Here is a 23,929-nt window from a genome sequence, read left to right as displayed (position 1 = left end):
CCCATCGTTAACGCGGGAGGGGGTGTCGCCACCCGAACCGGCGGTGACCGGCGGCGAGCCCTCGGTGACCGGCGCGCGGCCCGTGGGTGTCGGGGGCAGGGGCTACCGTCCGTCCCGTGCCCGCCACCACTCGTGCCGTCCTCTCGCTCGCCGAGATCGCGGTGTTCGCGCCGCTGGTCATCGCGCGTCGCACCGCCCGGATGCTCACCTCGGGCTTCCCGCCCCCGGCGCGTGAGGTCCGCGAGTTCCACCGGATGTGGGCCGAGAAGGTCGACGGGTTCTCCCGGGCCGCGGTCGTCCTGGTCACCTCGAAGCCGGGGCCGGAGACCCTCGAGCGGGCGCTGGAGCCGATCCGCACCCGGGTGCGGGCCAACGCCCGCCGTCTAGGCTGACCGCCCGGCGAGCACTCGGGGGTGCGGTGTGACGGAGGGGACGGCGGTCCGGCGCGGACGGCGGCCGATGAGCGACCGTCGCCGCACCCTGCAGCGCCTGGAGATCTCCCGGGCCGCGATCCGGCTGTTCCGCGAGAACGGCGTCGCCGCGACCGGCGGGGAGCAGATCGCCGAGGCGGTCGGGCTGTCGGCGCGCACGTTCTGGCGCTGGTTCCGCACGAAGGAGAGCTGCGTCGAGCCGGTGCTGAGCCTGGCCACCGACGCGTTCACCGCGAGCCTGACCCGCTGGCCCGCGGGCGTCGGGCTGACCGAGCATCTCGCCGCGGACTACGCCGAGCACCCCGACGCGGGCCCGGACGACGGCGACCTCGTGCTCGCCGTGATCCGGATGAGCCGCGACGAGCCCGCGCTGCGCGCGATCTGGCTGGTCGTGCAGGAGCGGGCCGAGCCGGTCCTCGCCGGGATCCTCGCCGGCCGGTTCGGCCGTGATCCCGGCGACGTCGCCGTGCGGGTGCAGGCCGCCGCGCTCAACGGGGCGCTGCGGGTCGCGACCGAGGACATCGCCGCCGCCACCGCCGACGGGCGCCGTCCACCGGCCGCGCAGCTGCGCGAGCGGCTGTCGGCGGCCGTCGACGCCGCGACCCACGGCGTCGACGGCGAACGCGCGGCCGGTCAGGGGCCGACCCGCACCGCGTAGCTCTGGCAGACACTGCCAAAAAGGCACTGTGAGACGAGCGTCTCGTGGTCGGTCCCGGCCGATCTCATTACTGTCAGGCAGTGACATGAAGACACTCGACGACACCAGACGCGGGCGGGCGCCGATGAGCGACCGCCGGCGCGAGCTGCAGCGCCTGGAGATCTCCCGTGCGGCTGTGGCGCTGTTCCGGGAGCACGGCGTGCACGCCACCAGCGGCGAGCGGATCGCCGAGGAGGTCGGGCTGTCCGGCCGGACGCTGTGGCGCTGGTTCCGCACCAAGGAGAGCTGCGTGGAGCCGCTCCTCGCCCGCAGCATCGACGCCGTCGTCGCGACGCTGCGGCGCTGGCCGGCGGGGGTGGGCCTCGACGAGCACCTGCTCGCCGAGTACCGCCCGCCGGATGACCCGGTCGACGCCGCCGACGCCGACGCCGCGATGGCCGTCATCGCGCTGTCGCGCACCGAGCCCGGGCTGCGGGCGGTGTGGCTGGCGGTGCACGAGCGGGCCGAGCCGGTGCTCGCCGAGGTGATCGCGGCCCGCGCCGGCCGCGAGCCCGGCGACCTGGACGTCCGGGTGCACGCCGCCGCCGTCGCCGCCGCCCTGCGGATCAGCGGCGAGGACCTCGCCGTCGAGCTCGCCGCGGGCGTCCGGTGCGCCGACCCCGTCGACCGACTCGGCCGCGCCCTGCGCGCGGCCACCACGACCCTTCCCCGGGCAGGAGATCCCGCGTGACCACCACCCCGTCCCGTACCGAACCGGTACCGGCGAACCGGACCGGACCGCTGATCGCCGTCCTCGTCGGCGCCGCGTTCGTGATGATCCTCAACGAGACCGTGCTGAGCGTCGCGCTGCGTGACCTGAGCGTCGACCTCGGTGTCCCCGCCACCACCACCCAGTGGCTGACCAGCGGCTTCCTGCTGACGATGGCCGTGGTCATCCCCACCACCGGCTACCTGCTCGACCGCTTCACCCCGCGGCAGGTCTTCCTCACCTCGCTCGGGCTGTTCACCGCGGGGACCGCGATCGCCGGCTTCGCGCCCGGGTTCGCGGTGCTGCTCGTCGGCCGCATCGTGCAGGCCGGCGGCACGGCGATGATGATCCCGCTGCTGATGACCACGATCCTGCGTCTGGTGCCCGCGGAGCGCCGCGGCGCGACGATGGGCACGATCACGATCGTCATCGCGGTCGCGCCCGCGATCGGCCCGACGATCGGCGGCGCGATCCTGTCCGGTCTGGGCTGGCGCTGGATGTTCTGGCTGGTCCTGCCGCTGGCCGTGCTCGCCACGGCGGCCGGCGCCCGGTGGCTGCGCATCGACGGCGGCGGCCGCCCGGTCCCGCTCGACGTGGTCTCGGTGCTGCTGTCCGCCGTCGGGTTCGGCGGCCTGGTCTACGGGCTGTCCTCGCTGGGCGGCCACGGCGGCGGGGGGCTCCCGCCGTGGGCGCCGGTCGTCGTCGGGCTGGTCGCGCTGGCGGTGTTCGTGCTGCGCCAGCTGCGGCTGATGCGCTCCGACCGCGCGCTGCTGGACCTGCGCCCGTTCCGGCGCCGCCAGTTCGTCGTGGCGCTAGTGCTCACCGCGCTGGTGCTGCTGTCGCTGATCGGCGTCGCCGCGGTGCTGCTGCCGCTCTACCTGCAGACCGTGCTCGGGACGAGCACGCTGGTCTCCGGGCTCGTGGTGCTGCCCGGCGGGCTGCTGCTCGGACTGCTCGGCCGCCCGGTCGGCGCGCTGTTCGACCGCGTCGGCGCCCGCCCGCTGGTGATCCCCGGCGCGGTGCTGATGGCGACCGGCCTGCTGCTGTTCTCCACCCTCGGTCCGGGCACCCCGCTCGGCGTGGTCGTCGGCTTCCACCTGGTCCTGATGGGCGGGCTCGCGCTGATGATGACGCCGCTGATGACCGAGGCGCTCGGCTCGCTGCCCGACGAGCTGTACTCCCACGGCAGCGCGATCCTGTCCACGCTGCAGCAGGTCGCGGGCGCGCTGGGGACGGCGCTGTTCATCACCGTCGCCGCGCTGGGCTCCGCCGCCGCCGGGGCCTCCCCGGACGCCGACGGGCTGCACGCCGCGTTCGCCGTCGCCGGCGGGGTCGGGGTGCTGGCCGTCCTGCTGTCGCTGCTCGTCCGCCGCCGCACCGTGGCGGAGGCCCCGGTCAGCTGAGGGCGGCGCGGTGCTCGCGCTCGGTGGCGGCGCTGAGCACCTACACCTTGTCCCCGACCCGGAGCCCGGCGAAGAACTCCTCCGCCGGCTCCGGGTCGAGCTTCACACACCCCGCCGACGCCCGGTCCCGGTCGCCGCCGTGGAACGCGACCCCGCCGTCGGCGAAGAACACCGACCACGGCATCGGGGCGGGCTCCCCGTCGGGTGTCTCGAACTCGCCGCTGCGGTGGTCGGCGGCCTTGCGGTACACCCGGAACGAGTGTCCGACCGGCGTCTCCTGGCCCGCCCCGCCGGAGGCGACCGGGACCGGGCCGTAGGACACGACGCCGTCGGTGACCAGCCAGGCCCGCTGCGAGTCCAGGTCGACACACGCCCGCGCCGACACCGAGCACGGCGTGCCCGGCACCTGCGCCTCGGCGTGCGCCTGCCGCGCGACCTGGCTGTTCTCACCCTCGGCGGCACCCGAGGAGGTCTCCGAGGCGGCGGTCGCGCCGGCGTCGGCCGCGGCGACCCCGGCGCTCGCGACCCCGGCCAGGACGACCAGCCCCGCCATCGTCGCCGCCGTCCTCCGGCGCCTAATCGGTTCCGTCACCGGTGCTCCCCGCTCGTCGACGTCCGTCCCCCTCTCCAACGCACGGACGGGGCTCCCGTGACGGTCCGCCCACATCGGTGTGTCACCGACGGGTGACGGCCGGTGACCGGACGGGTCACGTCCCGTCGGGCATGTGCACCGGGTCCCCGACGGCGATCGCACCGGAGGTCAGCACGCGGCAGACCGCGCCGCCGCGGTCGTGCAGTGCGCGCCGCGCCCCCGGCCCGACGGCGGTCTCCATGACCCGGCACGGTGCGGCCTTCCGCACCACCTCCAGCTCGACGTCGCCGAGCCGCAGCAGGGTGCCGGGCGTCGTCGGGACGGTGCCGTGGTCGACGGTGACGGTGCGCCGGGTGCCGCCCGAGGGCACCGGGGCGCCGAGCGCGTCGGCCGCGGCGTCGAGCTCGTCGCGGCTCTGCACCGAGACGTGCCGGTGCCGGGTGCCGAAGTACCGGTCGCCGACGACACCGCTGCCCGCGACCACCTCCACCCGCTCGACGTCGTGCATCGGCGCACCCCGCTCGGCGGCGACGTGCAGCCCGAGGACCCTCACTCCACCGTCACCGACTTCGCGAGGTTGCGGGGCCGGTCGACGTCGCGGCCGAGCGCCACCGCGGTGTGCCGGGCCAGCAGCTGCAGGGGGATCCCGAGCAGGACCGGGGCCAGCTCCGGCTCGGTACGCGGCACCCGGAGCACGGCGTCGGCCAGCCCGGCGGGGAGGTCGGCGTCGGTCACCGCGATCACCGGCCCGCCCCGCGCCCGGATCTGCTCGATCGTGCCGACATTCTTCGCGAGCAGCTCGTCGTCGGGCACCACGACGACGCTGGGCATGTCCGGGGTCACCAGCGCCAGCGGACCGTGCTTGAGCTCCGAGGCCGGGTAGGCCTCGGCGTGGCAGTAGGAGACCTCCTTGAGCTTCTGCGCGCCCTCCCGCGCGACCGGGCTGCAACGGGTGCGCCCGACGAAGAACATCGACCGCGCGTGCGCCCAGCGCCGAGCGACCGCGGCGACCGTGCCGTGGGCGGCGTCCTCGGCGAGTACGGCCTCGACGTGGCGGGGCAGCGCCGCCAGGCCGTCGAGGAGCCGCCGCCCGTCGGCCACCGAGAGGTCGCGCACCCGGCCCAGCAGCACCGCGAGCATCGCGAACGACACGCTCATGGTCGTGACGGCCTTGGTCGAGGCGACCGACACCTCCGGCCCGGAGTGCAGGAACACCCCGGCGCCGCACTCGCGGGAGATCGCCGACCCGATCACGTTCACCGCGCCGATCACCCGGCCGCCCTTGCGGCGCAGCTCCTGCACCGCGGCGAGGGTGTCGGCGGTCTCGCCGGACTGGCTGACCGCGACGTAGAGGCAGTCCGGGTCGACGACCGGGTTGCGGTGGCGGAACTCGCCGGCCGGTTCGGCCGCCGCCGGGATCCGGGCCAGCTGCTCGACCAGCCCGGCGCCGATCTCCCCGGCGTAGTACGCCGACCCGCAGCCCAGGAACAGCACCCGGCGCACCCCGCGCAGCTCGCGCGGGTCCATCCCGAGCCCGCCCAGGCGGGCGGTGGCGAACCGGGTGTCGAGCCGCCCGGCCAGCGCGCGGCGCAGCGCGTCGGGCTGCTCGGCGATCTCCTTGGCCAGGAAGTCGGGGTGCCCGCCGAGCGCGTAGTCCTCGGAGCCGGTGTCGACGGTGGTCGGCCTGATCCGGGTGGAGCCCTCGACGCCGTCGGCGCGCACGGTGACGATCTCGCCGTCGTCGAGGAACACGACCTTCCGGGTGTGCCGCACGACCGCGGCCAGGTCGGAGGCGACGACCATCTCGCCGTCGCCGATGCCGAGCACGATCGGGCTGCCGTTGCGCGCGACGACGATCTCGTCGGGGGTGCGGGCGTCGAGCACCGCGAGGCCGTAGGTGCCCTCGACGCCGGCGAGCGCCGTGCGCACCGCGTCGGCGAGGGTCGCGGCCCCGCCGGCGAGGGCCTCGGCGACCAGGTGCGCGAGCGCCTCGGAGTCGGTGTCGCTGCGCAGCACGACCCCGCGGGCGGTGAGCGCGGCACGCAGCGCCTCGGCGTTCTCGACGATGCCGTTGTGCACGATCGCGACCCGTCCGGACGCGTCGGTGTGCGGGTGCGCGTTGGCCTCGCTCGGCTCGCCGTGGGTGGCCCACCGGGTGTGTGCGACGCCCGACCGGCCCGGTGGAGGGGCGTCACCCAGCAGCGTGCGCAGGTCCTCCACCCGCCCGGCGGTGCGCCGCACCGTCACCTTCCGACGGTGCGCCACGGCCAGGCCCGCCGAGTCGTAGCCCCGGTACTCCAGCCGGGACAGCCCGTCGAGCAGCACGCCCGCCGCCTCCCGCGGCCCCACATAACCCACGATCCCGCACATGCACGTTCCCCCGTCGTCCGCTCAGCCGTAGACGATCCGGCGCAGCCGCCGCTGGGAGACGTCACCAGGGCCGACCACCCGCGCGGCGAGCTCGGCCGCGATCCGCGGCCAGATCTCGTCGTTGCGCCGGTCGCGGGCCTGCAGCTCGCGGTGCCGGCGGCGGACGAACTCCTCGGTGGTCTCGCCGAAGTAGGCGACGACGTCGGCGACCACGCGGGCCGCCACCGGCTCGGCGAGCCCGGTGGTGGCGGCCACGTGCCGCACGAGATCCGGATCCACGCCGCCGATCCTGACCGGCCGTGAGGCGGAGGGCCAGGAATCTGCCCGGAATCGGGCAGGGATCAGCGATCGCGGGCGATCCGGAAGGTGAACTCCAGCAGCCGCCACTCCCCGTCGGGCTCGACGCCGTCGGGCATCGGGCCGCTGCGCGGCGCGAAGTCCACGACCAGGTCCTCCTTCACACCGAACACCGTGTCCGAGTCGAGGTGCTCCCCACCGGCGACGAACAGCTGCGTGATCAGCTGCCGGTGCCCCGGCGCCTGGATGAGGAAGTGCAGGTGCGGCGCCCGGAAGGGGTGCCGTCCGGTGGCGTGCAGCATCTCCCCGACCGGTCCGTCGGCCGGGATCGGGTAGGCGGCGGGCAGGATCGAGCGGAACCGCAGCCGGCCCGCGTCGTCGGTGCGGAACCGGCCGCGCAGGACGGGGCCCTCGGTCTCGGGCAGCTGCAGGTCGTAGAAGCCGTCCTCGTCGGACTGCCAGATGTCGACGACCGCCCCGGCGACCGGCTCGTCACCGGTGTCGGTGACGACCACGTCCACCCACAGCGGGGTGCCCTTCTTCCCCGCGGAGACGTCGGTTCCCTGGTCCAGCTCCGGCGGGCCGTCGGTGTAGAACGGCCCGAGCACGGCCGAGGACGTGGTGTCCGGGGTGCGGGAGTTGGTCAGCACGTCCACCACACTGGACAGTCCGAGGGTGTCCGAGAGCAGCACGAACTCCTGGCGCCGCTCGTCGGTGAGGTGCCCGGTCCGGGTGAGGAAGTCGATCGCGGTCTGCCACTCGTCCTGGGTCAGGTCGTGCTCGCGCGCGTAGCCGTGCAGGGTGGCCGCGAGCGCGGCCAGCAGGGTGCGGAGCCGCTCGTCGGGCCCGCCGAACGACGCGGTGACCTGCGCGGTCAGCGCGTCCAGGGTGGCGCGCACCGGGTCGCCCGGCCGCTCCCCGGCCCAGGCCCGCCCGAGCAGGGCACGCACGCCGTCGCGGGTCACCGGCACCGGGTTCGGGTACGGCCGCGCGACGGCCTGGTCGGCGAGCCGGTCCAGGTCGGCCTCGTCGACGCCCAGCCCGGCCAGCGACGTCGGCCCGCCGGCGGCGACGAGCAGGTCGAACACCGTCCCGGCCGGGTCCGGTCCGAGCGCCTCGGCGATCCGCGGTGCGGCGGCGGCGTTGTGGGCGATCACGTGCGGCAGCAGCACCGCGTGGGTCGGGGCGTGCGGCAGGTCCAGGGAGCCGCCGACGGTGTGGGCGAGCTTGTGCTGCAGCGCCATGCCGGCCCGGTCCAGGCAGGTCCCGGCCAGCCATGCCCCGCGCAGCAGCGCGTCGGTGTCGCCGTCGCGCAGCCCCGCGGTGAGCAGCCGCACCGACTCCAGGGCGGCGGCGTCGGTCAGCGGGTCGCGGTCGGTGCTCCACAGCGCCTCGACGGCGTGTGCCAGCGCGTTCACCGCGCTCGGCACCCCCACCCGCGACGGCAGGTCGGCGACGAGCGTCGTGTCGTAGACGACGGTCTCCGGCCGGATCGCCGGGTCGGTCCGGGTGGTCTTCACCCCCGGCGTGTCCACCCCCAGCTCGCCGAGCACCGCGGTGCACTCCGAGCCCGAGTACGTCGTGGGGACGACGACCTGGTCCGCACCGGTCCGCACCGCGAGCGCCTTGGACAGCCCGATCTGCGAGCCGCCCCCGATCGCGACGACGCAGTCCGCCCCGGCCGCGGTGAACGCCGCCAGCGCCTCGTCGGTCACCGTCACCGGGGTGTGCACGGCGGCCCGGTCGAACTGTCCGGCGAGCAGCGACCCGAGCGCGGCCCGCGCCCGGTCCGCCGCGCCCGCGGGGTGGCGGCCGCCGACGAGGAACACCCGCGACCGGCCGAGCCGTGTCACCTCCGCGGCGAGGTCGTCGATCGTGCCGGGGCCGAACACCACCCGCGCGGGGGAGGGTTCGTGGACGAAGCCGGTCATGCGGTCACCTCCGGGGTCCGGTCCAGGATGCTCGCCAGCACCTCGCGCAGCGCGGCCGCCGGGTCGGCGACGAGCGCGTCGCTGCGCCAGGCGACGTGGGCGTCGGGGCGGACGAGCACGCAGCCGTCCTCGCCGACCTCGCGCAGCCGGGCCCAGTCGTCGTAGAGGTCGGTGTGCTCGCGGCCCGGGCCGACCACGTGCGCGGCCAGGTCGATCCCCAGCTCGGCGGCGACGGTGTCCGCGGCCGTGGCCCAGGTGCCGCCCGCGATACCGGTGAGCAGGGCGAACCGGCCCTTGCCGGTGATGTCGTGGGTGGAGACCCGGTGCCCGTCGCGGCCCAGCCAGCAGTGCGGCAGCCGGTGCCCGGGCCGGGTCGTCGGCCGGTAGAACAGCTCCGGGTCGCGCTCGGGCGGCGGCTCGGGAGTGCCGTCGGCGACGACGCCGGGGCCGGTGTAGGCCTGACCCATCTCGACGCCGTGCGCGTTGAACTCGTAGTCCTTGGCCTCCAGCGCCGCCCGCAGCTCGGCGCGCCGCCGGGCCCCGGTGGGGGAGTCGTCGGCGCGGGCCGCCATCGAGGCGCGCATGGCCTCGGGATCGGCGCCCGGGGTGAGCCCGAGCGCGGTGAAGATGGGGCCGAACTCCTCCACCGAGCGGTTGGCGCGACGCACGATCTGCTCGCCGACGGGGGCGCGCTCGGCGTCGTAGGAGTCCAGCAGCCCCGGCCCGGCGGTGCCGCGCAGCACCATCGCCAGCTTCCAGCACAGGTTGTAGGAGTCCTGGATCGAGGTGTTGGAGCCCAGCCCGTTCGACGGCGGGTGGCGGTGCACGGCGTCACCGGCGCAGAACACCCGGCCCGACCGGTAGCGGGTGGCCCACTGCTCGTTGACCGTCCACACCGAGGTCGAGCGGATCGTCACCGGCACGGAGTCGTCACCGATCAGGTCGTGGACGATCGCCGTCGCCGCGGCGTCGTCGAGCTCCGGCGGGGGACCGGCGAGGTCGTAGCCCCAGATCGCCATCCAGCGGGTCCACGGCCGCACCATGCGCAGCACGCCCATCCCGATGCCGCCGACGTCGGCACCGGGCTGCAACACCCAGTACAGGACACTCGGGCGGTGCTCGACCAGCGCGGTGAGGTCGGCGTCGAAGACGATGTTCATGCTGCCCGCGAGCTCGCCGCGGCCGTCGAAGGGCAGGCCCGCGTCCCGGGCGACGGCGCTGCGCCCACCGTCGGCGCCGATCACGTAGCGGGCCCGGATCGTCAGCTCCGCCCCGGTGAGCCGGTCGCGCGCGGTGACGGTGACGCCGTCGTCGTCCTGGACGTGGTGGCTGTACTCGGTGTCGAAGCGGACCCGGCTGCCGCGCTCGGCGGCCCGGCCCACCAGGATCGGCTCGAGGATGTTCTGGGGCAGGTCGCAGTGCGACGAGGGGCTGGCCAGGGTGTAGTCGGCGCGCCGCGCGGGGTGGGTGCCCCAGGTCCGGACCCGGCCGAGTTCGTCGCCGGCGAGCGCGGTGCAGAACACCGTCTCGCCCATGAGGTGCGACGGCGTCCCCTCGGCGACGACGTCGGCCTCCACCCCCTGGTCGCGCAGGATCTCGACGGTGCGCTGGTTGGTGATGTGCGCTCGCGGGGTGTCGGCGGTCCACCGGTACTTGGTGATCACGAGGTGGTCCACGCCGAGACCGGCGAGGAACAGGGCGGCCGAGGAGCCCGCGGGCCCGCTGCCGATCACGAGGACGTCCGTCGTCACGGTGCTCACCGGCGCATCATCGTTGAAGAGTCAACGATCGTCCAGGTCCGTCGTCCGGATCCCCATCGCGCGTCCGGCCTCGGGGGAGATGTCGTCGGAGATCCGGGTGATGAAGGCGTCCATCGCGTCCTGCATGCGCGAGCGGAACGACGACAGCAGCGCCAGTGTCGCGACCGGCTGCAGCTGCTCGACGGTCTGCTGGATCCGGGGCGCGTCGCCGGCGGGCAGCCCGGCCTCGACGTGCTCGTCCCACACCTGCCGGGCGAACAGCTCGACGAACATCTCGGCGACGGCGCCGGTGTGGTCGTCGAGGCGCCGGCGCAGCCCCACCAGCGCGGCGGGCGGGATGCCGAGCCGTACGGCCTCCGCGGCGGCCCGGGCGAGGTCGGGCTGCAGGATGCGCAGCCGTCCGTGCGCCGCGGTCTCGACGACGCCCGTCGCGCACAGGTGCCGGACCAGCTCGTCGGCCGACACCGCGTCCGGGTCGAGCCCGAGGTGGGTGGGCAGCTCCGTCCCGTCGACCTCGACGGGCTCCTCCGGCTGCCACGGGGCGAGCATCCCGCGGTAGAGCCGCAGTGCCTCCTCGGCGGTCCGTCCGGGGTCCTGGGTGACGAGCACCTCGATCGCCCCGAGGGAGAAGCCGCGCCGGCGCAGCCCGTTGACCAGGTCCAGCCGGTCGAGGTGGGTGTCGGTGTAGCGGGCGGCCCGGCCGGCCCGCTCGCCCGGCGGGAGCAACCCGCGCGTGATGTAGGACCGCACCGTCCGCACGGTCATCCCCGCCCGGCGGGCCAGCTCCTCGATCGGGAAGTCCGCCACCCGGACGATCCTAGACAGTCGATCTCGACATCGTTGTTGGAGAAACCGATGTAACGTTCCCGCAGGTCGGAGGCCGACGCCGTCGTCACTGGTGACGGGGGTGTCGCCGTCCCAACTTGCCGTCGTCACCGAGATCGGGTCCGATGGTCCCCGACCGCGACGACGAGGTGGGTCATGACCGACGCCGTACTGCCGAGGGGGCTGCGCCGCGCACGCAAGGCGGCCGCCCGTTTCACCACGCCACTGCTGCCCGACGACTACCTGCTGCTGCTCAACCCGCTGTGGTCGGTACGGGAGCTGCGCGGGCGGGTGGTGAAGGTCGTGCCCGAGACGGCCGACGCCGCGACACTGGTCATCCGTCCCGGCCTGGGGTGGTCGTTCGACCACCGCGCCGGCCAGTACGTCGGGATCGGCGTCGAGGTGGAGGGCCGGTTCCACTGGCGGTCCTACTCGCTGACCTCCGAGCCGCGCCGCGACCGCAGGCACATCTCGATCACCGTGAAGGCGATGCCGGAGGGCTTCCTGTCCCGCCATCTCGTCGACGGCGTCGGGCCCGGCACGGTGGTGCGCCTGGCGCTGCCGCAGGGCGAGTTCGTGCTGCCCGACCCGCCACCGGAGCGGCTGCTGTTCCTCACCGCGGGCAGCGGCATCACCCCGATCATGGCGATGCTGCGGACCCTGGACCGTCGCGACACCGTCACCGACGTGGTGCTCGTGCACTCGGCCCCGCGCGACGGCGACGTCATCTTCGCCGACGAGCTCGACGCCCTGTCCGCGCGGCAACCGTCGTTGCGGGTGCAGCTGCACCTCACCGGTGAGCACGGCAGGCTCACCCCCGACGGGCTGGCCGAGTACTGCCCGGACTGGCGCGAGCGCAGCACCTGGGCGTGCGGCCCGGAGGCGATGCTCGACGAGGCCGAGGACCTGTGGGAGTCCGCGGGCCGGGGCGCGGCGCTGCATGTCGAGCGCTTCTCCGCGTCGTTGCGCGGGGGTGAGCCGGAGGGCGGCACGGTCACCTTCGTCCGCCGCGGTTCCGCCGCCACCTCCTCGGGCGACGGCGACGCCACCGTCGACATCGACGGCGCCACCACCCTCCTCGACGCCGGGGAGCAGGCCGGCCTCGACCTGCCCTACGGCTGCCGGATGGGCATCTGCCACACCTGCACCGTCGGCCTGCGGTCGGGCTCGGTGCGCGACCTGCGCGACGGCACCGAACGCCGCGGCGACCCCGACACCCCCGCCGAGAGGATCCAGACGTGCATCACCGCCGCCGCCGGTGACTGCGTCCTGGAGATCTGACACCGAGACCCGACACCGCTCACACCCAGGAGGAACGTCGTGGCCATCTCCGACGTCAAGGAGTTCGCCCACCTCACCGAGGCCGACGTGGAGGCGATCGGGCACGAGCTCGACGCGATCCGCGCCGACGTCGAGGAGCGTCGCGGCCAGCACGACGCCGACTACATCCGCACGATGATCACCTGGCAGCGGCGGCTGAACGTCGCCGCGCGGGTCACGCTGTTCGGCAGCCGGATCCCGCCGCTCTGGCTCGCCGGCACCGCCATGCTCTCGGTCGCGAAGATCCTGGAGAACATGGAGATCGGGCACAACGTCATGCACGGCCAGTGGGACTGGATGAACGACCCGGAGATCCACTCGTCGACGTGGGAGTGGGACAACGTGTGCCCCGCCGAGCAGTGGCGGCACTCGCACAACTACCTGCACCACACGTACACGAACGTGATCGGCAAGGACAAGGACGTCGGCTACGAGATCCTCCGGGTCCGCGCCGACCAGCCCTGGCACCCCGCCTACCTGGGGCAGCCGTTCTGGAACGTCCTGCTGATGCTGCTGTTCGAGCACGGTGTGTCGCTGCACGACCTCGACGTCGACGGCCTGCTGAAGATGCAGCTGGAGGACCCCGAGGAGTTCCGCCGCAAGCTGCTCGACGTCGGCCGCAAGCACGCCCGGCAGATGCGCAAGGACTTCCTGCTGTTCCCGCTGCTCACCGGCCCCGCCGCGGTCTCGACGCTGACCGCGAACGCCACCGCGAACGTCGTCCGCAACATCTGGTCCTACGCGATCATCTTCTGCGGGCACTTCCCCGACGGCGCCGAGGTCTTCACCGAGGAGGAGCTGGAGGGGGAGACGCGCGGCGAGTGGTACCTGCGCCAGCTGCTCGGCTCGGCCAACTTCACCGGCAACCGCCTGATGCACGTCATGTCCGGCAGCCTCGGGTACCAGATCGAGCACCACCTGTTCCCGGACCTGCCGTCGAACCGGTACCCGGAGATCGGGGTGAAGATCCGGGCGCTGTGCGAGAAGTACGACCTGCCCTACACCACGGGCCCGTTCCCGCGGCAGTTCTGGCAGGCCACACGGTCGATCTGGCGGCTGTCGCTGCCCGCCCGCGGGATCCGCGAGTCCGAGCACCGCCGGGAGCGTCGCGGGCTGCGGCGCCGCCCGGCGGCGGCCCGGGCGGCCTGACTCAGCGCGTTCGCGGCCGCCGTCCGGCGGCCGCGAGCGACACCGCCAGCACCGCGACGAGCACGAGCATCCCGGCCGGTGCCAGCACGGCCCAGGGGGCGCGCTCGACGTAGGGCATGCCGTCGGCCAGCAGCCGTCCCCACTCCGGGCTCGGCGGCTGCGGGCCGAGGCCGAGGAACCCGAGCGAGGCCAGCGCGAGCGCGGTGCCCGGCAGCCGCAGCACCGCGTGCCGCACCAGCGGGCCGGCCGCGGCGGGCAGCACGTGCGCCCCGAGCGCGCGGGCGGGCCCGACGCCCAGCACGGGCAGCACCCGCACGTGCGGCTGCGCCCGGATCTCGGCCACCAGCGACGCCGTGTGCGCGGCCAGCGGCGCCCAGCTCACCAGGGCGACGCCGACCGCGGCCCCGACGGCCGAGGGGCCGAGCACCGCGGCGACGACCAGACCGGCGAGCACCGGCGGCGCCGCGTTCGCGACCTCGGCGAACCCGGTCGCGATCCGTGGCGCCAGCCCGATCAGCACGCCGACGACCAGCGCCACCAGCACGACCAGCAGCGCGGTCCCCGTGGTGAGCAGCGCCCCGTGGGCGACCCGGGCGAGCAGGTCGCGCCCGACGGCGTCGCTGCCGAGCGGCAGGGCCGCCGAGGGCCACGCCAGCCGCGGGTGGGCGGAGGTGAACGGGTCGCGCGGCAGCCCGGCGAGCACGACGAGCACGAGCACCCCGCCCGCGACCCCGGGCACGACCCAGCGGGAGCGGCGCACCGCCGTCACCGCGGTGGGGACGGGTACGTCACCGGTGCGGGCGGCCCGGCCGAGCACCGCCCGGCGGGCGGCCCCCGCCCCGGCGCCGGCGAGCACCGCGACGGCGAGCAGGGCCAGCACCCCGCCCTGCAGCAGCGGCAGGTCCAGGGTGGCCGCGGCGCCGAGGGTCGTGCGCCCGAGCCCGGGCACGGCGAAGACCTGCTCGACGGCGACGGCCCCGCCGGTGAGCCCGACCAGCACCAGCCCGATCTGGGGCAGCACCGGCGCGGTCGCGCGGCGCAGCACCGCCGCGGCGGTCCGCCGGCGCGGCAATCCGGCGGTCTGCCAGGTGCCGACCCACGGTTCGGTCGCCGCGGACGCGACGGACTCGGCGAGCAGGCGTCCGACCAGGCCGCCGGCGGGCAGGCCCAGCGCCAGCGCGGGCAGGACCGCGTACCGCGGGCCCGCCCAGCCGTAGGGTGGCAGCCAGCCGAGCCAGACCGCGACGACCACCAGCAGGAACGTCGCGAGCAGGAACTCCGGCAGTGCCGTCAGCGCGGCGCCGGCCGCACCCGAGCCCCCCGCCGTCCCGGCGCGCGCGCCGCGCACACCGCGGCGCAGGGCCGGGACGACCAGCACCGCCGCCACCAGCGCGGCGACGACGAGCGCGAAGCCCACCAGGGTCAGCGACACCCCGAGCCCGGACAACACCGACCCGAGCACCGGCGCACCGGAGGCCCACGAGGTGCCCAGGTCCCCGGTCGCGACACCGGACAGCCAGCGTCCGACGACCACCCACGGCCCGGCGTCGAGCCCGAGCTCCGCGCGGATCGAGGCCAGCGCCGCCGGCGTCGCCTCCTGCTCGGCGGAGCGGGCCCGCAGCACGGCGAGCTCGGGGGAGCGCTGCGACAGCCAGGGCAGCACACCGACGCCGGCGACCACCGCGGCCCCGGCCAGCACCCGCGACAGCGCGACGACGGCGCCGTCGCGCGGCCCGGACCGCCGCGGCCGGACCGGCGCCGGGACGGCCACCGCGGTCACGGCGCCCCCAGCACCGTGTCCGTGGTGACCAGATCGCGTTCGCGGGGGTCGCGGACGACCCCGTCGACGCGCGCGGACTCGCCCTGGATCACCCGCTCGTGCAGCAGCGGGACGGCGGCGTCGGCGGCGAGGACGGCGGCCTCGGCGCGGGCGGTCGCGGCGCGGCGCTCCGGTCCGGCCTCGGTGCCCGCGGCGCGCTCCAGCGCGGCCTGCACACCCGGGTCGCAGAACTGGGAGATGTTGAACCCGCCGCCGCAGCCGAAGTCGCTGGCCAGGTAGGCGACGGGGTCGCCGGAGTCGAGCACGGTCGCGCGGGACAGCACGAACGCGTCGAACGCGCCGTCGAGCGCGTCGGCCTCGATCGCCGCGTACTCGCGCACGTCCTGGGTGACGACGAACCCGGCCGCCTCCAGCTGCTGCTCCAGCAGCACCGCGACCTCGGGCAGCTCGCTGCGGTCGGTGAAGGTGCCCAGCGTGATCGGCACGCCGCGCACCGCCGCGGGCGCGGGGCGGGCGGCGAGCGCCTGCGCGTAGGAGGGGTCGTCGCGCAGCGGCGCGGCCCACGGCAGCGCGGGCCCGAGCAGTCCCTGCGCGACGTCGGCGCGTCCCTCGTAGGCGCTCGCGACCAGTGCGGCGCGGTCGACGGCGGCACGGGCGGCGGCGCGCACGGCGGGGTCGGCGAACGGGCCGCGGGCGGTGTTCAGGTAGAGCGTGTTGGTGCGCGGCATGGGGACCTCGTGCACCAGCGCGGGGTCGAGCAGCGGGTACTGGCCGGGCGGGACGGCCTCGACGACGTCGGCGGTGCCGGTGCGCAGCGCCGCCGCGCGGGCGGCGCCGTCCGGGACGAAGGTGACGTCGACGCCGGCGACGCGGGCGGGCTCGCCCCAGTAGCCGTCGTGGCGATCGAGGGTGGCCGAGGTGGTGCCCTGCACCGCGGTGAGCCGGAACGGGCCGGAGCCGTGCCCGACCGGGTCCACGCGGTCCCCGGTGTAGGCGGCGGGGGCGAGCACCGACAGCTGCGGGCTGGACAGGCGCTGCGGGACCAGCGGGTCGGCCACGCCGGTGGTCACCAGCACCGCGTCGTCGCCGTCGGCGCGGGCGGCGAGGTCGACGCCGTCGAGGATCCGCGGGGGCGGCGAGGCCCGGGTCGCACGGGTGAGCACGTCGGCGACGTGCGCGGCGGTCAGCGCGGTGCCGTCGTGGAAGGCGACGTCGTCGCGCAGCGTGAACCGCCAGGTCGTGGGGTCGACGCGGGACCAGGAGCTGGCGAGCATCGGCAGGGCGTCGCCGGCGGCGTCGAGCTGCACCAGGGTCTCGGCGGTGCGCCAGCGGGACAGCTTGAACGCGTCGTCGCTGAAGGGGGTCAGGCCGGAGCGGGGCGGCTGCAGCATCGCGACGGCGACGCGGTCGCCGGCCGCGCCCGTCCCGCCGGTCTGCGGTGGGGCGGCGAAGCATCCGGTGAGCAGCAGCGCGGACGCTCCGAGCGCGAGGGCTGCCGCGATGCGGCGGGGTCGGGACACAGGTGTCCTCCGGGTTCGTGGGTGGCGGGACGGTTCAGACGGACAGGGGGGCCGTGGCGCCGACGAGCGCGGCGACGGCGGGGTGCTGCGGCGCGGCGAGCAGCTCGGCGGTCGGCCGGTCCTCGACGACCAGGCCGTCGTGCAGGACGACGGTGCGCGGGCAGAGCGCCGCCGCGACCGCCAGGTCGTGCGACACCAGGAGCAGCCCGGTGCCGCGAGCGGCGCAGGTGTCGGCGAGCAGGTCGACGACCTGGTCGCGCAGCGCCGGGTCGAGCCCGCTCACCGGCTCGTCGGCGAGCAGCAGGCGCGGCCCGACGACGAGCGCGCGCGCCAGCGCGACCCGCTGGGCCTGGCCCCCGGACAGCTCGCCCGGACGCCGGTCGGCCAGCGCCGCGGGCAGGCCGACGTCGTCGAGCGCGGCCGCGGCCGCACGGGTCCGCCCGGCCGCGGACCGGGTGGCCGGGCCCCCGAGGCGGCGCAGCGGTTCGGCGACGAGCTCGCGCGCGGTCATCCGTGGGTCGAGCGACCCGGCGGGATCCTGCGGGACGTGCTGCACGGCGCGGCGGAAGGCACGCAGCCGCCGCACGGGTCCGGGACGGACGTCCGCGCCGTCGGCGGTGACCGACCCCGCGTCGGCGGGCTCGAGGGCGAGCAGGATCCGGAGGAGCGTGGACTTCCCCGCCCCCGACGTCCCGGCCAGGGCGACGCGCTCGCCCGCGTGCACGGTGAGGTCGACCCCGCGCAGCGCGGGCACCGGCGCCGGGCGACGCCGTCCGGGCCCGGGGTGGACGCGGTGCAGGCCACGGGCGACGAGCAGCGGGCCACCGGGGCCGGCGGACGCCGCGGGAGCGGGCCGCGGGGTGTGCGCCGGCAGGGGGGCGGGATCCACGACGCGCCCCCCGCGCAGATGCACGGCGCGGTCGCAGAGCTCGTGCGCGGCGGCGGTGTTGTGGCTGATGAACAGCAGAGCGGTCCCGGAACCGGCCAGGCCGGACGCCAGCAGGTCGAGCACGCGCCGCCGGTTGACCGGGTCCAGGGCCGTGGTCGGCTCGTCCGCGACCAGCAGGTGCGGGCGGCAGGCCAGGGCGAGCGCCAGCTGCACGCGCTGGCGCTGCCCGCCGGACAGCTCGCCGGGATGCCCGCCCAGGACGCGGCCGGGGTCCTCGATGCCGGTCGCCGCGAGGGCCTCCCGCAGGGCCCCGGGCCGGTCGTCACCCCCGTTGGCCCGCACCGCGGCCCGCAGCTGGGTCCCCACCGCCACCAGGGGATTGAGCGCGGTGCGGGTGTCCTGCCCGACGGCCGCCAGCCGGACCGCGCGGTCCCGCCGCGCGGCCGGGACCGCGCCCACGTCGGTACCGCCCAGCAGGACGCGGCCCCGCAGCGACGCGACGGCGGGGAGGCGCCCGAGCACCGCGGCAGCGGTCAGGGACTTGCCGGACCCCGACGGGCCGAGGAGCGCGACCCGCTCACCCGGTCCGACCCGCAGGCCCACCCCGTCGACGACGTCGCGACCGCCGACGGTGACCGTCAGCGCCTCGATCGCGAGCAGGGGGGTGGCGGAGCCGGGTCCGTTCGGGTGTGTCGACATCACCGGAACGATAACCACGACGGTTATCGTTTGTCGTCAATGTCCCGATCACACGCGCCGGCCCGGTCCCGGACGGGGTGCGACGACGCCGCGCCTGCGGCCCGTCGGCCCAGCGTGCCGGGGTGGCGGCGCCACGAGCCCGCTGACCTGCGGCGATGTGGAAAACCGACCCCCCTGTGAACGGCGTCCGACGGACCGTGTAACTTTCTTCCTGTCAGCGAGTGAGCCGGACAGAACGGGCCCTGAGAGGCCCGGTCAACAGGCCCCGCGGACAGCGACCCCCGGTGGTTCATCGAGTTTCTCGATGTGGTTACCTTTGTGGGTCAAGGCAATCCGTCTTCAGGATCCCGCCTCCTTTTCAGGGGGTTGGGTGAGTGCGGTGCGGGTGTCTTTTGAGAACTCAACAGTGTGTCGAGCTATTTTGATTCGGTTTGGCGTTTTGTGCCAAATTGTTTGTTTGGTTGCAGCATTCGATCCCGTCGGGTGTTGTGGCTAGTTGTTTGTTGCAAGTCAGGGTTTTGTTGGAGAGTTTGATCCTGGCTCAGGACGAACGCTGGCGGCGTGCTTAACACATGCAAGTCGAGCGGTAAGGCCCTTTCGGGGGTACACGAGCGGCGAACGGGTGAGTAACACGTGGGTGACCTGCCCTCCACTCTGGGATAAGCCCGGGAAACTGGGTCTAATACCGGATAGGACCACTGATCGCATGGTTGGTGGTGGAAAGTTTTTTCGGTGGGGGATGGGCCCGCGGCCTATCAGCTTGTTGGTGGGGTGATGGCCTACCAAGGCGGTGACGGGTAGCCGGCCTGAGAGGGCGACCGGCCACACTGGGACTGAGACACGGCCCAGACTCCTACGGGAGGCAGCAGTGGGGAATATTGCGCAATGGGCGGAAGCCTGACGCAGCGACGCCGCGTGGGGGATGACGGCCTTCGGGTTGTAAACCTCTTTCGCCAGGGACGAAGAGCGATTGACGGTACCTGGAGAAGAAGCACCGGCCAACTACGTGCCAGCAGCCGCGGTAACACGTAGGGTGCGAGCGTTGTCCGGAATTATTGGGCGTAAAGAGCTCGTAGGCGGTGTGTCGCGTCGGCCGTGAAAACTTGGGGCTTAACTCTGAGCGTGCGGTCGATACGGGCATCACTTGAGTTCGGCAGGGGAGACTGGAATTCCTGGTGTAGCGGTGAAATGCGCAGATATCAGGAGGAACACCGGTGGCGAAGGCGGGTCTCTGGGCCGATACTGACGCTGAGGAGCGAAAGCGTGGGGAGCGAACAGGATTAGATACCCTGGTAGTCCACGCCGTAAACGTTGGGCGCTAGGTGTGGGGACCATTCCACGGTTTCTGTGCCGCAGCTAACGCATTAAGCGCCCCGCCTGGGGAGTACGGCCGCAAGGCTAAAACTCAAAGGAATTGACGGGGGCCCGCACAAGCGGCGGAGCATGTGGATTAATTCGATGCAACGCGAAGAACCTTACCTGGGTTTGACATGCACCAGACATCCCTAGAGATAGGGCTTCCCTTGTGGTTGGTGTGCAGGTGGTGCATGGCTGTCGTCAGCTCGTGTCGTGAGATGTTGGGTTAAGTCCCGCAACGAGCGCAACCCTTGTTCCATGTTGCCAGCACGTAATGGTGGGGACTCATGGGAGACTGCCGGGGTCAACTCGGAGGAAGGTGGGGATGACGTCAAGTCATCATGCCCCTTATGTCCAGGGCTTCACACATGCTACAATGGCTCATACAGAGGGCTGCGAGACCGTGAGGTGGAGCGAATCCCTTAAAGTGAGTCTCAGTTCGGATCGGGGTCTGCAACTCGACCCCGTGAAGTTGGAGTCGCTAGTAATCGCAGATCAGCAACGCTGCGGTGAATACGTTCCCGGGCCTTGTACACACCGCCCGTCACGTCACGAAAGTTGGTAACACCCGAAGCCGGCGGCCCAACCCTTGTGGAGGGAGCTGTCGAAGGTGGGACTGGCGATTGGGACGAAGTCGTAACAAGGTAGCCGTACCGGAAGGTGCGGCTGGATCACCTCCTTTCTAAGGAGTCCCATCATGTGATGGGGCGCCACGATGCTCTGTGAGTTGTGCTCATGGTGAGTCTGTGGTTCCTTCATTGAATCGCATTTGCGGCCTCGTTCGTGGGTCGGGTGCGTTGGGTGGAACGCAGTACGTCGGACCGTTTGGCTTGGCACACTGTTGGGTCCTGAGAGGACATCCTGTGGTTCTTCGGAGCTGGGGTTGTTTTCTTTGGCCGCTCTGGTTGAGAGCTTCCTAACGCCTGCGTGTGTGGGTGGTGGTTGTTTCTTGGTCTGGTGTGGTTGTGGGTTGAGTGTTGCATAGTGGATGCGAGCATCTTGTTGTGGTCAAGTTGTTAAGAGCACATGGTGGATGCCTGGGCATCAGGAGCCGATGAAGGACGTGGGAGGCCGCGATAGGCCTCGGGGAGCTGTCAACCGAGCTGTGATCCGAGGGTGTCCGAATGGGGAAACCCAGCGCCCGTCATGGGGCGTTACCCGTACCTGAATTCATAGGGTGCGTGGAGGGAACGTGGGGAAGTGAAACATCTCAGTACCCACAGGAAGAGAAAACAATAGTGATTCCGTGAGTAGTGGCGAGCGAAAGCGGAAGAGGCTAAACCGTGTCCGTGTCAAGCCGGCAGGCGTTGCGGGTGCGGGGTTGTGAGACGTGTCGTTCATCTTCTGCCGAGGGTGGGACAGCAAGTGCCTGTGTTAGCGGAACGACTCTGGGATGGTCGGCCGTAGTGGGTGATAGCCCCGTACGCGAAAACACTGGGTTCTGTTGTGGGCGTGTTCTCGAGTAGCAGCGAGCCCGTGAAATTCGCTGTGAATCTGGCGGGACCACCCGTCAAGCCTAAATACTACCTGATGACCGATAGCGGACAAGTACCGTGAGGGAAAGGTGAAAAGTACCCCGGGAGGGGAGTGAAATAGTACCTGAAACCGTGTGCTTACAAGCCGTCAGAGCCTTTCGGGGTGATGGCGTGCCTTTTGAAGAATGAGCCTGCGAGTTATGCTTCGTGGCGAGGTTAACCTGTGTGGGGTAGCCGTAGCGAAAGCGAGTCCGAATAGGGCGTCTGAGTCGCGGGGTGTAGACCCGAAGCGGAGTGATCTACCCATGGCCAGGGTGAAGCGTCGGTAAGACGTCGTGGAGGCCCGAACCCACCAGGGTTGAAAACCTGGGGGATGAGCTGTGGGTAGGGGTGAAAGGCCAATCAAACTTCGTGATAGCTGGTTCTCCCCGAAATGCATTTAGGTGCAGCGTCGTGTGTTTCTCACCGGAGGTAGAGCACTGGATGGCCTAGGGGGCCGACAAGCTTACCGAAGTCAGCCAAACTCCGAATGCCGGTGAGTGAGAGCGCGGCAGTGAGACTGCGGGGGATAAGCTTCGTGGTCGAGAGGGAAACAGCCCAGATCACCGGCTAAGGCCCCTAAGCGTGCGCTAAGTGGGAAAGGATGTGGGATCGCCCGGACAACCAGGAGGTTGGCTTAGAAGCAGCCACCCTTGAAAGAGTGCGTAATAGCTCACTGGTCAAGTGGTCCTGCGCCGACAATGTAGCGGGGCTCAAGCGCACCGCCGAAGCCGTGGCAATGACACTTAGGTGTTGTTGGGTAGGGGAGCGTCCTGCATCTGGTGAAGCCCGGGAGTGATTTACGGGTGGAGGGTGTGGGAGTGAGAATGCAGGCATGAGTAGCGAATGCAGAGTGAGAATCTCTGCCGCCGGATGACCAAGGGTTCCTGGGCCAGGTTGTTCCGCCCAGGGTGAGCCGGGACCTAAGGCGAGGCCGTCAGGCGTAGTCGATGGACAACGGGTTGATATTCCCGTGCTCGTGATAGTGCGTCCATGCCGAGGCTGGTGATGCTAACCATCCGAACCCACCTTCGTTCCTTCGGGAGTGTTGTTTGTGGGGGAGCGTGGGATCCGATCTGGTAGTAGGCAAGTGATGGGGTGACGCAGGAGGGTAGCTCCGCCACGCGGTGGTTGTCGTGGTGTAAGCCTGTAGCCCGAGTCCTAGGTAAATCCGGGGCTCATTTAAGGGTGAGAGGTGATGCGTAGCCGATTGAGGCGAAGAGGGTGATCCCATGCTGTCGAGAAAAGCCTCTAGCGAGTGCTGTTGCGGCCCGTACCCCAAACCGACACAGGTGGTCAGGTAGAGAATACCGAGGCGATCGAGCGAACTGTGGTTAAGGAATTCGGCAAAATACCTCCGTAACTTCGGGAGAAGGAGGGCCGGTTGTCTTGAGGCTCCTTGCGGGCTAGGGACGGCCGGTCGCAGAGACCAGGCCCAAGCGACTGTTTACTAAAAACACAGGTCCGTGCGAAGTCGCAAGACGATGTATACGGACTGACGCCTGCCCGGTGCTGGAACGTTAAGAGGACCTGTTAGCTCTTCGGGGCGAAGCGGAGAATTTAAGCGCCAGTAAACGGCGGTGGTAACTATAACCATCCTAAGGTAGCGAAATTCCTTGTCGGGTAAGTTCCGACCTGCACGAATGGCGTAACGACTTGGGCGCTGTCTCGACCACAGACTCGGCGAAATTGCACTACGAGTAAAGATGCTCGTTACGCGCGGCAGGACGGAAAGACCCCGGGACCTTTACTATAGCTTGGTATTGGTGCTCGGTTCGGCTTGTGTAGGATAGGTGGGAGACTGTGAAATCGCCACGCCAGTGGTGGTGGAGTCGTTGTTGAAATACCACTCTGGTCGAATTGGGTGTCTTAACCTCGGGCCATGATCTGGTTCAGGGACAGTGCCTGGTGGGTAGTTTAACTGGGGCGGTTGCCTCCCAAAGAGTAACGGAGGCGCCCAAAGGTTCCCTCAGCCTGGTTGGCAATCAGGTGTTGAGTGTAAGTGCACAAGGGAGCTTGACTGTGAGACTGACGGGTCGAGCAGGGACGAAAGTCGGGACTAGTGATCCGGCACCACCTTGTGGAAGGGGTGTCGCTCAACGGATAAAAGGTACCCCGGGGATAACAGGCTGATCTTGCCCAAGAGTCCATATCGACGGCATGGTTTGGCACCTCGATGTCGGCTCGTCGCATCCTGGGGCTGGAGTAGGTCCCAAGGGTTGGGCTGTTCGCCCATTAAAGCGGTACGCGAGCTGGGTTTAGAACGTCGTGAGACAGTTCGGTCCCTATCCGCCGCGCGCGTTGGAGACTTGAGGAAGGCTGTCCCTAGTACGAGAGGACCGGGACGGACGAACCTCTGGTGTGCCAGTTGTCCCGCCAGGGGCACGGCTGGTTGGCTATGTTCGGGAGGGATAACCGCTGAAGGCATCTAAGCGGGAAGCCTGTTCCAAGATGAGGTCTCCCACCACCTTCGAGTGGGTAAGGCTCCCAGTAGATGACTGGGTTGATAGGCCGGAGATGGAAGCCCTGTGAGGGGTGGAGTTGACCGGTACTAATAGGCCGAGGGCTTGCCACAACGAGTTGTTCGCATCCACTGTGTGACCCTGAGTCCACAACCATCCACACCTTTTCCCGGGTATGCCCGGGACGGTGTGGGGTTGGTTTGTGTGCTCGACCCCTGTCCCGGT

16 protein-coding genes and 2 rRNA genes are annotated in these 23,929 nt (G+C 71.8%); 8 read left to right on the top strand and 10 right to left on the bottom strand.

Features of this window, described 5'->3' with window-relative positions; translation table 11 throughout:
• Positions 1-116: 116 nt before the first annotated feature.
• The 4 genes from MTO91_RS18685 (at position 117) to MTO91_RS18670 (ending at position 3,240) form a co-directional block, all read left to right on the top strand.
• Positions 117-392: a hypothetical protein gene (locus MTO91_RS18685; RefSeq protein WP_346103426.1), complete on the top strand. Its 276-nt coding sequence runs from the start codon at positions 117-119 to the stop codon at positions 390-392.
• A 67-nt stretch (positions 393-459) separates the two neighbouring features.
• The gene (locus tag MTO91_RS18680) at positions 460-1,089 is read left to right on the top strand and encodes a TetR/AcrR family transcriptional regulator (protein ID WP_476652098.1); all 630 of its coding nucleotides are present in this window, start codon (positions 460-462) and stop codon (positions 1,087-1,089) included.
• A gap of 85 nt (positions 1,090-1,174) precedes the next feature.
• Positions 1,175-1,819 carry a TetR/AcrR family transcriptional regulator gene (locus MTO91_RS18675; protein WP_251786489.1) on the top strand — a complete coding sequence of 215 codons (645 nt, stop codon included), beginning with the start codon at positions 1,175-1,177 and terminating at the stop codon, positions 1,817-1,819.
• Positions 1,816-3,240: a DHA2 family efflux MFS transporter permease subunit gene (locus tag MTO91_RS18670; RefSeq protein ID WP_476652097.1), complete on the top strand. Its 1,425-nt coding sequence runs from the start codon at positions 1,816-1,818 to the stop codon at positions 3,238-3,240. The genes MTO91_RS18675 and MTO91_RS18670 overlap by 4 nt, the downstream gene beginning before the upstream one ends.
• Before the next feature lie 40 nt (positions 3,241-3,280).
• Here MTO91_RS18670 and MTO91_RS18665 read toward each other — a convergent pair whose 3' ends face one another.
• The 7 genes from MTO91_RS18665 to MTO91_RS18635 form a co-directional block, all read right to left on the bottom strand.
• Positions 3,281-3,832: a L,D-transpeptidase gene (locus tag MTO91_RS18665; RefSeq protein WP_476652096.1), complete on the bottom strand. Its 552-nt coding sequence runs from the start codon at positions 3,830-3,832 to the stop codon at positions 3,281-3,283.
• A 115-nt stretch (positions 3,833-3,947) separates the two neighbouring features.
• A complete protein-coding gene (locus tag MTO91_RS18660; protein WP_476652094.1) occupies positions 3,948-4,385 on the bottom strand; it encodes an MOSC domain-containing protein in 438 nt (145 codons plus the stop codon).
• Positions 4,382-6,202: a glutamine--fructose-6-phosphate transaminase (isomerizing) gene (gene glmS, locus MTO91_RS18655; RefSeq protein ID WP_476652093.1), complete on the bottom strand. Its 1,821-nt coding sequence runs from the start codon at positions 6,200-6,202 to the stop codon at positions 4,382-4,384. The genes MTO91_RS18660 and glmS overlap by 4 nt, the downstream gene beginning before the upstream one ends.
• A 21-nt stretch (positions 6,203-6,223) precedes the next feature.
• Entirely contained in the window at positions 6,224-6,481 is a 258-nt protein-coding gene (locus MTO91_RS18650; protein ID WP_083658930.1) for a hypothetical protein, read from the bottom strand.
• Positions 6,482-6,543: 62 nt separating this feature from the next.
• On the bottom strand, positions 6,544-8,430 hold the full coding sequence (locus MTO91_RS18645) for a maleylacetate reductase and hydroxyquinol 1,2-dioxygenase domain-containing protein (RefSeq protein WP_476652091.1): 1,887 nt from the start codon (positions 8,428-8,430) through the stop codon (positions 6,544-6,546).
• On the bottom strand, positions 8,427-10,190 hold the full coding sequence (locus tag MTO91_RS18640) for an FAD-dependent oxidoreductase (protein ID WP_476652090.1): 1,764 nt from the start codon (positions 10,188-10,190) through the stop codon (positions 8,427-8,429). The genes MTO91_RS18645 and MTO91_RS18640 overlap by 4 nt, the downstream gene beginning before the upstream one ends.
• Positions 10,191-10,211: 21 nt before the next feature.
• A complete protein-coding gene (locus MTO91_RS18635; protein WP_178373199.1) occupies positions 10,212-10,997 on the bottom strand; it encodes a MerR family transcriptional regulator in 786 nt (261 codons plus the stop codon).
• Between the two features lie 174 nt (positions 10,998-11,171).
• On the opposite strand from MTO91_RS18635, the gene MTO91_RS18630 reads away from it, so the two are divergent.
• Together MTO91_RS18630 and MTO91_RS18625 are read left to right on the top strand one after the other, a co-directional pair.
• The gene (locus MTO91_RS18630; RefSeq protein WP_476652087.1) at positions 11,172-12,296 is read left to right on the top strand and encodes a ferredoxin reductase; all 1,125 of its coding nucleotides are present in this window, start codon (positions 11,172-11,174) and stop codon (positions 12,294-12,296) included.
• A gap of 39 nt (positions 12,297-12,335) precedes the next feature.
• Positions 12,336-13,484, top strand: a complete 1,149-nt coding sequence (locus MTO91_RS18625; protein WP_476652085.1) for a fatty acid desaturase family protein — start codon at positions 12,336-12,338, stop codon at positions 13,482-13,484.
• 1 nt (position 13,485) lies between these two features.
• On the opposite strand, the gene MTO91_RS18620 is transcribed toward MTO91_RS18625, so the two are convergent.
• From MTO91_RS18620 to MTO91_RS18610, 3 genes are read right to left on the bottom strand one after another with little or no spacing between them, the layout of a single operon-like run.
• Entirely contained in the window at positions 13,486-15,264 is a 1,779-nt protein-coding gene (locus tag MTO91_RS18620; RefSeq protein ID WP_476652084.1) for an ABC transporter permease subunit, read from the bottom strand.
• Positions 15,261-16,784: an ABC transporter substrate-binding protein gene (locus tag MTO91_RS18615; RefSeq protein ID WP_476652083.1), complete on the bottom strand. Its 1,524-nt coding sequence runs from the start codon at positions 16,782-16,784 to the stop codon at positions 15,261-15,263. Before MTO91_RS18615 ends, MTO91_RS18620 begins: the two co-directional genes overlap by 4 nt.
• Positions 16,785-16,818: 34 nt before the next feature.
• Positions 16,819-18,372 (bottom strand): ABC transporter ATP-binding protein, encoded by a 1,554-nt coding sequence (locus MTO91_RS18610; protein WP_476652082.1) that lies wholly within the window; start codon positions 18,370-18,372, stop codon positions 16,819-16,821.
• Positions 18,373-18,890: 518 nt separating this feature from the next.
• Here MTO91_RS18610 and MTO91_RS18605 point away from each other — a divergent pair.
• Positions 18,891-20,410: ribosomal RNA gene (locus MTO91_RS18605) — 16S ribosomal RNA — on the top strand.
• A gap of 324 nt (positions 20,411-20,734) precedes the next feature.
• Positions 20,735-23,817: ribosomal RNA gene (locus MTO91_RS18600) — 23S ribosomal RNA — on the top strand.
• Together the 16S and 23S rRNA genes form the textbook arrangement of a ribosomal RNA operon.
• Positions 23,818-23,929 lie beyond the last annotated feature (112 nt).

The sequence above is a fragment of the Pseudonocardia sp. 2-7 genome, assembly GCF_056341085.1.
Note: the sequence above shows the minus strand (reverse complement) of the source record. Positions and strands in the feature narration are given on the sequence as shown.